Annotated in this window: 6 protein-coding genes; 4 read left to right on the top strand and 2 right to left on the bottom strand. The window is 51.8% G+C overall.

From position 1 onward, the window contains the following. From G565_RS0118795 to G565_RS0118785, 3 genes are all read left to right on the top strand, one after another. A partial coding sequence (locus G565_RS0118795; protein ID WP_028672233.1) for an IS5/IS1182 family transposase occupies positions 1-318 on the top strand: 318 nt, incomplete at its 5' end. Positions 319-574: 256 nt separating this feature from the next. Beyond that, complete coding sequence (locus G565_RS24935; RefSeq protein ID WP_037340311.1) at positions 575-12,121, top strand: Lcl domain-containing protein; 11,547 nt, start codon at positions 575-577, stop codon at positions 12,119-12,121. Continuing rightward, positions 12,105-12,449: a hypothetical protein gene (locus tag G565_RS0118785; RefSeq protein WP_157600153.1), complete on the top strand. Its 345-nt coding sequence runs from the start codon at positions 12,105-12,107 to the stop codon at positions 12,447-12,449. Before G565_RS24935 ends, G565_RS0118785 begins: the two co-directional genes overlap by 17 nt. A gap of 77 nt (positions 12,450-12,526) precedes the next feature. Here the strand turns inward: G565_RS0118785 and G565_RS26510 are convergent, their stop codons facing one another. Continuing rightward, positions 12,527-12,694: a SymE family type I addiction module toxin gene (locus G565_RS26510; protein WP_281168942.1), complete on the bottom strand. Its 168-nt coding sequence runs from the start codon at positions 12,692-12,694 to the stop codon at positions 12,527-12,529. 106 nt (positions 12,695-12,800) lie between these two features. Between G565_RS26510 and G565_RS0118775 the strand changes: the two genes are divergently transcribed. Beyond that, positions 12,801-13,580 carry an RHS repeat domain-containing protein gene (locus G565_RS0118775; RefSeq protein WP_028672231.1) on the top strand — a complete coding sequence of 260 codons (780 nt, stop codon included), beginning with the start codon at positions 12,801-12,803 and terminating at the stop codon, positions 13,578-13,580. A 44-nt stretch (positions 13,581-13,624) separates the two neighbouring features. On the opposite strand, the gene G565_RS0118770 is transcribed toward G565_RS0118775, so the two are convergent. After that, positions 13,625-13,880: integrase core domain-containing protein (locus G565_RS0118770; RefSeq protein WP_028672230.1), on the bottom strand; the 256-nt coding region annotated here is incomplete at its 5' end.

Below are 13,880 nucleotides of genomic sequence, written 5' to 3'. Positions count from 1 at the left end.
CTTCTGGAGAGCCTGAAAAACTGCGGGTGGGAAGGCGCTAAGATGTTGATGGACAAGGCCTACGAGGGTGACGAAACAAGACAGCTGGTATTGGAATTAGGTATGGAGCCCGTGGTTCCTCCCAAGATCAATCGATTGAATCCCTGGGAATATGATCGGGAGATGTATAAAAAGCGCAATGAGGTTGAGCGTCTATTCCGGCGGCTCAAAGGGTTTCGCAGAATCTTCAGTCGATTCGACAAATTGGATGTGCTTTTTAGGTTCTTTATAAATTTCTCACTGATAGCGGACAAGCTGATTAGTGTTAACAGGCCCTAGTAACATCTCCAGTTATATATGGCTCGAATAAAATGATATGACTCCTTGGGCATGGCGGCATCATGCTGCTCTCTGGAAAGGATTGGTGCTCATTATTAATTCCAATAATGGCTGGTTGTGAACCTCATCACATCTCTAGGCAATGTAAGCAAAGTGTATTTGACCAGTAAAGAGCAGCCTAGTAGCTTGATCCTGCTTCTTTTACATTGCGGTAGAGGCAGGGAACCATCCTTTCACGCTTAACAAGGATAGCAAAATGAGCGCCCGTCGCCCTACCGACCTCCTTTTTGAGGCATGCTTTGTTGCATGCCTGACCTTTACAAGTGGTTTTTCCATCGCCGAGTCCAATTACGACAATACGGTCGAAGGGACTGAGTCTGGCGAGCAATTGCTAGGCACACCGGGCAGCGATCATATTAGCGGCTTCGGTGGAGCTGACCAGATTTTCGCTTTCGGAGGCGATGACCGAATTCTAGGCGGCGAAGGCGATGATCGGCTGCAGGGTGGGAACGGGTCCACAACGGGTTCTGGTAACGACGAGTTGTTCGGCGGACCAGGGAACGACATTCTTATGGGGGAAGATGGAAATGATACTCTGATTGGGGGCAGTGGGGATGACCATTATTACTACACCTCCGGTCAAGATACGATCATAGACCCTGACCCTGGCGAAGACATTTTGTTTTTTCTTTCGGCGGCTAAAGAAAGCCTAACTTTTCATCAGTCAGAAGATGATTTATTAGTGCGAGTCGACGGCAATGAAGTCAACACGGTTACTGTTCAATCTTTTTTTTCGGGCGCAGCTGATCAGATGCATGTGCAACCTAATGGTGGGTTCATGATACCCGCCGCGCAAATCGGCAGCCTATTGACGCCAATTGGCGATGATGGAGGCTCCGGTGACGGAGGTGACGGAGGTGACGGAGGTGACGGAGGTGACGGAGGTGACGGAGGTGACGGAGGTGACGGAGGTGACGATTCGGGCATTGATGCCACAGTAACCGGGTCTGGAGATGACGAATTTTTGTTGGGTGATGCACAAAACGATGTAATTCTTGGTGCCAAGGGTGATGATATCCTGTTGGCCCAAGCAGGCGATGATACTTATGTTATCCGCAGCGGAGACGGCCAGGACCTGATCATCGATACCAGCGGCCAAAATACCATATTGTTTGATGCCAGCATCACCTTTTCAGATGTATCCAGTGGCTTCATGCGGTCTGGTGATCATCTAACGTTGCTTATTGGTCAATCGGGTCAATCGGTCACCATTTATCATTTCTTCAGTCTGGCTAATACCCTTAGCTACCTGGAATTCAATAGTGGTCAATCGATTAGCTCCGATCAGATTTTCGGTATTTTCGGAGTCAGCGCTCCTGAAATTCAGAAACCTGTACTTAATATCCTCTTGGGATCAGGCATAGACAATGCCCTATTGGGCTCGGGTGAAGGCGATATCCTGCTAACAGGCCAAGGAAATGATCGTCAGCGTGGTATGGCGAAAAACGACATTCTGGTTGGTGGAGCAGGGAACGACATTTACGAGATCGCACCAGGGAATGGCCATGACATTATCATCGATGCCAGCGGACAGAATACCATTCACTACGTAGATGGTACGGACTACAGCGATATCGGATCCAACTTGCTCAAGCAAGGTAATGATCTGGTTCTTCACCATAGTAATGACCAAGATTCAGTTCGAGTTTTCGAATTCTTCAAGCGCTCAGATACAATTGATCGAATTACTTTTGAGACTGGCGGTGAGTTGACCGCTGAACAACTTTTTTCAATTTTCAACACTGCTCCAGCAACCAATGATCGACCAATCATCGATTTGCTCAGTAATGTCGATCCTGGAGAGACTAGTCCGGAAGCTGATGGTGATCGCGATGGGATATCAGACGACGTAGACGCTTGTGTCTTCACGCCCGTAGGTGAATCAGTTGATGAAAATGGCTGTTCTTTATCACAACTCGACACGGATGCAGACGGCATTAACGATGCGATCGATCAATGCCCTAGTACTTTGTCGGAATGGACTCCCGATGAAGTCGGGTGTGCTCAGGAGCAGTTGGATTCGGATAACGATGGTATCAGTAATGCCGTTGACCAGTGCATCAACACTCCTGAAGGCGCTGACATTGATGAAGTCGGTTGCCATGATGCAGATGACGACGGCATATACCAGCAGTATGACTTTTGTCCGGATACGGCGCCGGGGGAGAGTGTGGATGAAAATGGCTGTGCGCTATATCAAAAGGATTCTGATGAGGATGATGTCAATGACGCAGTTGACCAGTGCCCTCAAACACGCCAATACGAGACAGTTAATGCGGTAGGGTGTGCACTTTATCAGTTGGATACAGATAATGATGGGGTCGACGATGAGTCGGACCAATGCCCAGACACCAACTCTACAACCCACCCGGACGAACAGGGGTGCTCTCCCTATCAGCGAGATACGGATGGAGACGGATTAACCGATGATGTCGATGAAGACGACGATGGAGATGGCTATCCTGATATCGAAGACGAATACCCACTTGATGATTCTGAGCATATAGACCTCGATACAGATGGTATTGGTGACAATGCAGATTTAGACGATGATGGTGACGGCTATACGGATGTAGAGGAAATCACAGCTGGCACGGACCCTAAAGACTGGCAAAGCAACGAGTGGTTTTTTAGGGAATTGAGATCCATGGTTCCTCGTACTGGTGAGCAACTATCGCATTTTGACGGAGATGACGGTGATCTCAAAGTTGGTGCTCCCAGAGTATTGCGACGCGATCACGACATGGAGATTGTTCGCGACCTGGTAAATGAACTGACCTGGTTAGACAACGAAACTGTAGAGGTTTCCTTCACATCAAGTTCGAGTGCAGAAAGACACTGTGAACAATTGGAGCATGCGGGAATATCCGATTGGCGACTTCCCAACCGGTTAGAAATGCAGTTTCTTATGGATTATTACAAATCAGATAGAGACGGCAGTCGTATTTCATCGGTTTTCAAGTATCAGGAGCTTCATTCTAGTTCCTACGACCCGTATGGCTATATCGTTGAAGGTATTGGGAACCTTTACAATGCTGTAAATTTTGGGCAGGGCCGATTGGTACCCCTTAATTGGGATTGGGAAGGTCAGGTAAGGTGTGTCAGTGGTTCTCCGGCTTTTGTACCAGACATGAGAAGTCTGGAGGGCGCTGGCGTTACCATAGACGAAACAAATAATTTGATGTGGCAGGACGATTCTGCTGTACAAGGCGAAACGTATTCGATAGTCGAAGCCATTGGCTACTGTGAAGACCTCAGCTTAAACAGTCACGATGATTGGCGGCTTCCCAACGCCAATGAGTCCCATACACTGCTGTACGAGTTTGACAAGTACAGCCGCGACGATCACCTGCCTGACTCCTTTAACTACGTACCTGGAAGTGGCTCCTATTATGGTGAGTGGTTGTCTGCCACTGCAGCTTATAAATATGATTATGTTCAGGGAGATCGCATTTCCCTTGCTCATACTTTAGAAAACCGGCTGGGTAACTGGCGTTTTCATTATAGAGAATTCGCAGACTTTTATAACCGTCCGCTGGGTGAAATGTATCATCAGGAGTCTTACAATTATGGAGAGAACGTACGGTGTGTTCGTACCTATGCAACCCCTCATGCTGATGTGCTTGAGCTCCCTGATGTTGTAAACCTTGGCGATAACTTGCTGCTTGATGCCTCCAGCAGCTATGACTCTGATGGAACGATTGAAGAATATGAATGGATTGATCTTAGTCAGGGCTCGATTGTAAGTGTTGGGCCTACGCTGATCCTGGAGGACGTGTCAGGTGCTGATGTCAAAATTCGACTTACGGTTACCGATTCTGACGGGTTGCAAAACCGATATGTCGGCGATATTAGTATTCCTGTCAACAGGCCTCCGGCTATTATTGTTGAAGGTAGCACTCAACTTGCTTTAGGTGTTCAGCTGGCAATTTCCGCTGAATCGTCAAATGATGACTTTGGCATCGATAGTTACTCCTGGGAGCAGCTCCCAGCCGGAACGGTAGTTTCTTCAGACTCGTCACTTGTCGTCGACAATTTGCCTTATGGCCAGCACGATTATCGCATAACAATCACCGACCTTTATGGACTGACGGCATCAGAGGTGATAACGGTTGCAGTCTCATTGCCGCCAGTGATCGTAGTGAGCGAATATGAATCGGTTTATGGCAGTAATGAATCGGCCGTCATTAGCGCCTCTGAAAGCCACGATCCGGATGGCAATATTCAGTCGTTTGAGTGGCGAGATACGCTGAGCGACACCGTACTTAGCACAGGTCCTGAATTGGATATTAGCGGTTTGGTGCCTGGTAATTACAGCATTTCTCTAACTGTTTGGGACGATTTGAATAACAATTCAACCCATACTCAACTCTTGGTCTTCCGCGTTAATGCACTCCCGAACCTATTGGTGGACGGTCGTCAGGTAGTGCGCTTGGGTGAGCACGTGTCTTTGGATGCCAGTGGCAGTTCTGACGATACTGGTATCGTTTCGTTCGAATGGCGCGCTATGCCTTCTGGCGACGTGTTATCCACCACCGCAAACTTAGAGCTAGAGCAGCCGGCAGCAGGCACGTACTTAACCATGCTCGTTGTCACCGATTCCGATGGTGCGACTGTGAGCAGAGAATTAGACATTGAAGTGACAGCTGAGTACCCGATCATTGAATTGAATTCCAACGATCAGGTAGCGCTGGTTGGTACGTCAGTGTCGTTCGATGCCAGTGCAAGCTACGACAACGATGGAGAAATTCAGTCCTATCAGTGGTCGAGTGAAGACAATTCAGAGGTCCTTTCAACGGGACCTGTATTGAATATCTCTGAACCGGAGTTCGGAGAACACCAGTTCCATCTTACCGTAACCGATGATTCCGGCTTGGAGGCGCAGCAAACTGTTCACCTTCAGGTGGGCTACGCTCCAGAAGCATACATTGTCGACCCGGGTACCCTCTATGAAGGCGCCCACTTTACGTTAGATGGCACTGAAAGCCGGATCGATGCAGGCATGATTGGGTATGAGTGGTTCCGTGATGGTGTATTGGTCTCTCAGAGTGCCGAGGCCCAGATAGATGGACTAATCGCTGGCGACCATATTTTTGCATTGGTGGTTTCGTCTGACCTCGGCTTTACCGATCGGGTTGAACGCACGGTATCCGTTGTTGACAGTCGACCATTACAGGCCTGCCCAGCTGTAGATATCGAGAGTGACGATTATCATAATCGCAGCTACCCCGATGACGACATCGCTTGGATTGGAGGAGAATTGGCCACGGTAGAGGCCATTGAGTCTGCGTTTAATCATGCTCGATTAAACGATCCATCGGTCCAGAAATACCTGATCATGCCGTCACAGATCGACTGGGATACCATGAACCTGCAGGAGAAAGGGCTCTACCTGATCAATTCAGAGCGAGTGGCCCGCGGAATAAAACCTTACGAGGCCTATGCACCCGAAGTACTCGATATAGCGCAAGTTTATGCCGACTTCATACTGGACAACAATCAACCTATTGGGCATCACAACGATGGTCGAAGCCCAATGCAGCGTCTGGATGATTCACCGTGGATTCTAAGTAACCGAGATGCGCACAAAAAAGTGGAGTCTATCTCTCGCGCATCGAGTAACGAGCCAGTCAGCGAAGACTACGCGCTGGCCAGAGCCATCTACGGTTGGATCTATGAAGACAAAGCCTGGTTTGAAGATTTTGACTGGGCCACCGGACCAGCCTGGGGGCATCGCGACCACCTCCTGCAAACGGGGTTAAATGAAAACAGTCATTCACCATACGCAGAAGGGGTGATTGGGTTTGGGCAGGCTCGTGGTCGTTATCAGCCGGGCGGTGACCCGAACGATGGCTATGGGGCGGTGACAGTCTTAAAAACCATTGACCAGAAAGGCGATTGGTCGTTAGACGAGACCACCGAGCTACCCGGGCTGAATGGGTTGGGTTGTGCCGATAACCACTCTTTAGTGCTGGATGCACCTATTACCGAAACCGAAGGCCTGGTGAGACTGACGTTGACGCCAGACAGCCTACTGATGGCAGTAGGCGGTACCGCACAGATGACGGTAACAGGTCACTATGACGATGGTTCCAATCGCAACCTAGCGACCTTCGCGACTTATGTCGCCGACAAGCGCTCGGTTGTGGAAGTTGACTCAGGTGTGATTTCCGCTAGGCAACCTGGCGTTGCCAAACTATACGCGTCAGTGAGTGGTGTGCAATCGAACAGGATTATGGTTCAGGTTGGTGAGCCTGCCGATACAAGCGCGCTGGTGGATACCAACGTCGAGCAGTTCAGTCAATATCTCCCACCTAATGCAACGGTGCAACAGCTTGATCCGATGGCGCTGTCCATCTATACCGGCCTGGTCACAGACCGGGATGGATACCCGCTAACCGATGTTACGGTCAGTGTGCATGGCAAGCCTGGATACGGTTCTGTATCGACCGATAGTAACGGTCGCTATACTTTCGCAGGGCCGGCGGGTGAGCAAACGCTGATCTACCTCAAGCCCGGGCATGTTGTGGTTCAACGTACGCTTATTGGCCTTAGCGACAGCTGGAATGCACTGGATGCGGTGATGCTGCTGGCGCGAGACAACCAAGAAACCTTCATTGATTTCAGTCAGGGCGAGCCTCAGGTGCATCAGTCCAGCCTGGTGGAAGACGAGTGGGGTCAGCGCAGAGCGACGGTCGTGTTCAATGGCATCACGTCTGCAACCATTCAATCGGCAGACGGTTCTGAGCGACCACTCATGCAATTCTGGCTGGGAGCGACCGAGTTCGAAGCACCGGGTTCCATGCCGGGCGAATTACCGGATGGCACCGATTTCACCTACGCAACCGACTTAAAAGTATCGGGGACCCATTACACAGACACCGTGCGGTTTGATGGCTATGTCGTTATGTATGTGGACAACTTCCTCGGCTTCGATGTCGGCGAGATTGTACCCATCGGTTATTTTGACCGCATTGAATCCCAGTGGGTTGCCTCTGAGAACGGCGTTGTGGTCCAGTTGTTGGATCAAAACAGCGATGGCACGGTCGATGGTGTCGATTACACGGGCGACTACCTGCCAGACGACTTGACGCAAGATGGCAGCACAACCGACGAAGCCATCGGGTTGGGTAGTTACGCGGCTGGCGATACGCTCTGGTGGGGCCGTTTTAACCACATGACGCCGGTTGATTACAACTGGGCGACAGAAGACTTTGAAGCGACGCAGTGGTACGACTGGTTTAGCAGCGTTGAAGATCCTCACAATGATGAACTGATGTGCACCGGCTCATACGCCAAGCCCTTGCAACAATCTTTTCATGAGGACATTCCGATCACCGGCAGCAACCTTACCTTGCACTATTCCAGCCAGCGTACCGAAGGCTACAAGCACAAGATCAACGTCACTGTTAGTGGTGACTCAGTACCCGCTTCGCTGGATAACATGATTGCCCGCCTTGAGGTTGCCGGCCACGTTTACGAGCAGGAGTTTTTTCCAGCACCGAATCTCGAAGCGGAATTCATTTGGGACGGTACTCACCCGGATGGCACCCGACCAGAGGGTCTGGTGCGCGGACGCATCAGTATTGGCCATGAATACCCAACCACCTACCTAAGCAACGGCAACGCCGCCAGCAGCCTGCAACCGTTGGGCAGTTTTCCAACGGCCTGGGCCACCGCCGGTGACCAGAACACGGCGGTACCCGGTCGTGAAGCATTCATCAGTTGGCAGCGCCGCGGTATCACGCTGAAAAATACGTTTGATCGGCAACTGGCTAACGGTTGGTCGCTGTCAAACCTGCACGAGTTCGATCCGGTGGGTGCCGTGTATCTGGGCAATGGTGAGGTTACCGAGGTGGCATCCGAGTCCCTTATTCTAAAAACCGGGCAAACCTTTAGCTACCTAAATGGCGACGATGGCTTCTACCAAGCCGGCGGCAGCACCGTAGACTACGGCATCAACAGCGATGGAAATTTAGTCGATGAAGTGACCGGCCTTGAATGGCAATACCTGGATGAACCCATGCGCACGGCCAGTAAAACCCAAGCCATCAACTATTGCACCAATGAAGCGGAGCCGCTGGATTCAGGCTGGCGCTTGCCCACGCCCAAAGAGGTTGGTTACACCATCGAGAAATCTGGCGCGAACCTGGGTCCACGTATGTACAGCCAGACTCAGGCGCGCAACCTGTGGCACCAAAACACGGTTAATACCAACAACCGGCTGCTGACAACAGTGTGTGTAAAAGGTGACACGCTAAACAGCCGAACCGTCGCCGAGTTTAAACGAGACGCCACAAAATCCGTGGTCGTCGACGGCGAAAACGGCCTGATGTGGCAGGACGACATCGACAACACCAGCGTAACCCATGACTGGGAGGGCGCTGTTCAATACTGCGAGGCCTCCAACCACGCCAACTATGACGACTGGCGCCTGCCCAACATCAACGAACTGTTGTATGCGCTACCCAACGAGGTATTCGAGCACCAGACAAACTTACCCCCGGGTGAAGTCTGGGACCCAACGGTAGACTTCCGTAACCCCTATTGGAGTTCTACCACAAACCTGACCGATGAAACCCTGGCCTGGGCGATTGAAAGCGCAAGCTATAACAGTGAACGGTTTCTGAAGAACGACGCTTACCACGTTCGCTGCGTTCGTGAAGCGACTTCAGCCTTGCGCATGCCGTACCAGTTCGATAAATCGGGCCGCCACATTGCCACGCTCGATCTCGACAGCGGAGTAACCCTGACCAAGTTCGACTACGACGGAAACGGCCGCGTCCGTGCCATGACCGACCGCTTCGGCAACACCACCATGATTCATCGTGACTTTTCCGGCGTACCGACCCGCATTGTTACCCAGGACGGCTACACCACCTGGCTCGACATCGACTCTGAAGGCAACCTCAATCAGGTCCGGTACGAAGACAACAGCCGCTTCCAGTTCAACTACCAGGCAGGCGGCCTGCTGACTGGCAAGACCGACCGCAGAGGCTTTGGCTACAGCCGAACCTACGACCAGCATGGCCGCATCATCGAAGTGACCGATCCGGCGGGCGCAATTTGGGACTTCTTCGACCAACGACCCGAAGCCGGGCAAAACCAATACGGCTACACCAGTGTGACTGGCAAGCAAAACCAAAGCGTGCGGACCAAGCAGGACGATGGCAGCATCCAGACCACCAAGGTCCGGCCCAACAACACAACCAGCACTCACACCCGTTCAGAAGATAACCTTCTGGAGCAGATCGTGAGCGCGGGCATGACAACCGTCATCACCAAAATCCCGGACCCCAAAACCGATCAGCCCATGGCGAACTCGTCAACGGTTACCTTACCGTCCGGGCTGTCACTGCTGACCACCTACCAGAAGGACTACGCCGAAAACGGGGCGGACACCACGCGCTACACCCTGACCGTGGAGCAAAACGACCGCACCAGCACCGTCGACATTGATGCACAAGCCGGGTTGCGCACCGTCACCTCACCGGAAGGGAGAGTATCGGTTTACCGCACCGACCCGGACACGTTCTTACCAACCAGCGTATCGCTGCCCGGCCTGCCGGACACCGAATACACCTACGACAGCCGTGGCCGACGGCTCAGCACCACCATAGGCGACCGGGTCACCACCTACAGCTACACCGACCCGAGCGACCAGGGCCAACTGAGCACCCTCACCACCGCCGATGGCGACACCACCGCCTTCGACTACGACGCCCTGGGCCGACTGGCCACCACCTACCTGCCCGATGGCATTAACGTCATCGAATACGGCTACGACGAGAACGGCAACCTGACGCAACTGCGCCTGCCCAGCGGTGAACTGCACGCCTTCGACTACACCGTGCGTGACCAGAAAGAAGTGTACGAACCGCCGCTTCCGGACGGCAACGCCACTGAAGCCCCGGTCGGCTCCGAGTTCCCCACCACGCACTACAGCTACAACCTCGACAAACAGCTGGAAGCCATTACCCGACCCGACGGCGCCGTGCTCGACTACGTCTACAACAGCAACACCGGCCAGCTCGACAGCCTAATCGCGCCAGCCGGCACCTACAGCTATAACTATTACGGCCTAAGCGACGCCATCAACAGCGGGCAGGTGAAAACCCTCACCGCACCGGGCGGGCAACAGCTGAGCTTCCAGTACGACGGAACCCTGGTCACCCAGATCCAATCAAGTGGTCTGGTATCCGGTACCCTCGGGTACCAATACAACGCCTACTTCGAGCCGGCCCAACAAAGCATCAATGGCAGCAGTCTGTCATTCAGCTACAATCGGGACGGACAGCTCACCCAAGCCGGAGGCTTAAACCTGAACTACGTTGCCGACAATGGCCGCCTGAACAGGACCCAACTGCAACAGGCCAACACTAGCCACAGCTACACCGCCTTTGGCGAACTGCAAACCTACAGCGCCCAGGTCAACAGCAGCGCCCTGTACAGCTACACCCTGCAACGGGACGACGCGGGCCGGATCACCGGCAAAACCGAGACATTGGGTGGCACCGCTACGCAATACGCGTACGACTACGACGACCGAAACCGATTGATCGGCGTGCAGGAAAACGGCGCCACGGTCCAAACCTGGGCCTACGACGCCAACGGCAACCGAACGCATGAAGACGGCGCAGCCGTTGCTACCTACGATGCACAGGACCGGCTCGTAAGCTACAAAGATAACGAATACCGGTATACGGCCAATGGTGAGCTGACCGAGAAGACCGACACGAACGAAACCACGCAGTACGACTATGATGCCTTTTCGAACTTGCGAAGCGTCACACTGCCAGACACCACTCACATCGAATACGTGATCGACGGGCAGAATAGAAGGGTAGGCAAGCTGCGCAATGGAACCTTGGAGCAAGGGTTCCTGTACCAGGGGCAGTTGAATCCGGTTGCTGAACTCGATGGAAGCAACAACGTCATCGCCCGGTTCGTTTACGGCGACAAAGGCCACGTTCCGAGTTACATGATCATGGGCGGAATTAACTACCGTATCGTGAGTGATCACCTCGGCAGTGTGCGCTTAGTCGTGAACGCACAAACCGGTGAAGTGGCCCAGCGTATGGACTACGATGCTTGGGGCAACGTCACGAACGATACCAATCCTGGGTTCCAGCCGTTCGGATATGCGGGCGGTATATACGATCGAGACACTGGACTCACGCGGTTCGGAGCGCGAGATTATGATCCGGAGATTGGGCGTTGGACTTCTAAGGATCCGATTGGGTTCGGGGGAGGGTTGAATCATTATGTGTATGTCAGTGGCAGTCCAAGTAATAAAGTGGATCCAACAGGTTTAGACGGCATATATATTCACTATGATAATTTCCCAATTGATACAGGCTTTGGCTTTACAGCCGAGTTGGGGCATGCAGCTGCAGTAGCTGTTGATCCAGAAACAGGCTCAACAAGATATTATGAATATGGGAGATATGATAGTGATTTTGGACAAGTTAAACGTAGAATAGTTCCTGATTTAACGATTGGTGAAGATGGAAAACCGACAGAGGAATCCCTCAATAATCTGTATGATTATCTATCTGAAAACCACGGAAAAGGAAGTGATATAAGTGCCTATTACTTTTCGGGTTCCGGTTATCAAAAAATAATAGATTTCGCTGAAAACAGGATGAATGATCCTGATAGGGCTCCATATAGTTGGAACCCATTCAATCCAAATCAATGTAAAACATTCGCAGGTGAGGCTATGAATGCTGGATTTAACTAAGTATTTAAATTGGAAATCAGGCCTTGTAAGCATGCTAGCTCTTTCCTTGAGCTTCAACATATATGCTGTTGCTCGTGTATTTGATCTGGGCATTACTCTAAGTTATGTTTCCTCTGAAAATACACAACTAAAGCGAGCGAATTCCCACCTCTTTCTAATAGTAGATCAGCTTGGCACTCGTATAAGTGAAGATGAGTTAAGTAGCGTCGCTGCTTATCTATCTTCGAAAGGTTTGATTGTGAAAGAGAGTGGCTCAAAAGTACAAATTGAGAATTTGGTTTTCTATTTAGACGGCGATGGTGTTTCTGCTATTGAATCGACGGACTAGTATGAGAGCTAATTAATAGGTAACTGCACAGCCATCCTTAATAAGCCCTCGGCAAGCAACCTTGCCGGGGGCTCTTCCTACGCCAAGGTCAGCACCAAACACCCCTCCATCACTCTCACGGTCACCACCGAGTCGATCCCGAACCCGGCCCGGTCCAGCCAGTGGCCCTTCAACGGCAACCAGGGCACCTCCGCCTGACTGCCGTTCATCGTCTTGCACTGGTAGTCGTAGAACATCCGGCCGATCTTCGCATGCCGATATTAGTTACCCAACCTGTGACGTGCGTCACGAGACTATAGCGAAGTTAAGCGAAAAAGTGCCTTGGGGCCTGTGACTTGGTACAGTGGCTGGATGTCTGCCTTCATCGAACTGAAACCCGCATCAGCACTGGGCTGTGGCAAAATGGCCGCCGAAATCGCCTTGGGCGCTCGATATGATGCACAGGACCGGTTGATCCAATATAAAGACAACGAGTATCAGTATACGGCCAATGGTGAGCTGACTGAAAAGACCAACACCAGCACGAGCGAAACAACGCAGTACGACTACGATGCGTTCTCGAACCTGCGACAGGTAACGCTGCCCGATGGCACCAACATCGAGTATGTGATCGATGGCCAAAATCGAAGAGTAGGCAAGCTGCGCAATGGAACGTTGGAGCAAGGGTTCTTGTACCAGGGGCAGTTGAATCCCGTCGCTGAACTAGATCAAAACAGCAATGTCGTAGCGCGGTTCGTGTATGGCGATAAAGGCCACGTTCCGAGCTACATGATCAAAGACGGAACCAACTACCGGATCATCAGTGATCACCTCGGCAGCGTGCGCTTGGTCGTGAACGCTCAAAACGGTGCAGTGGCCCAGCGGATGGACTATGACGCCTGGGGCAAAGTCACGAACGATACCAATCCTGGGTTCCAGCCGTTCGGGTATGCGGGCGGCATCTATGACAGAGATACTGGCCTCGTTCGGTTCGGAGCGCGGGATTATGATCCGGAGAGTGGACGTTGGACCACAAAAGATCCGATAGGGTTTGCTGGAGGTCTGAACCACTACGCCTACGTTAGTAATAACCCTATTAACCTGATTGATCCAACAGGGCTATATTGTGGACCCCACTGTCAAGACCACTAATGCATTAAATTAAGGTAAAATGCCCTATGGGTTAAATTGTATTCTTACGCGGCTTGCAGCCATTGCACAGCAGTGCCATGTACTTCTGCCGGTGTCCTGTTGTTGAGCGATTGATGCGGCCGCTCATGGTTGTAAAACCGGAAGTAGGCACTCAAGCCGTCCCGTGCTTCCTGCATCGTCTGATATTGCTTTAGATACACTTCCTCGTACTTGACGGAACGCCAGAGCCGCTCGACAAATATATTGTCCAGTGCCCGGCCCTTGCCATCCATGCTGATCTTTATTTCGTTAGCCTTGAGC

It is taken from the genome of Saccharospirillum impatiens DSM 12546 (assembly GCF_000423605.1).
Classification (GTDB): Bacteria; Pseudomonadota; Gammaproteobacteria; order Pseudomonadales; family Natronospirillaceae; genus Saccharospirillum; species Saccharospirillum impatiens.
This window is presented reverse-complemented; position numbering and strand designations above follow the sequence as displayed.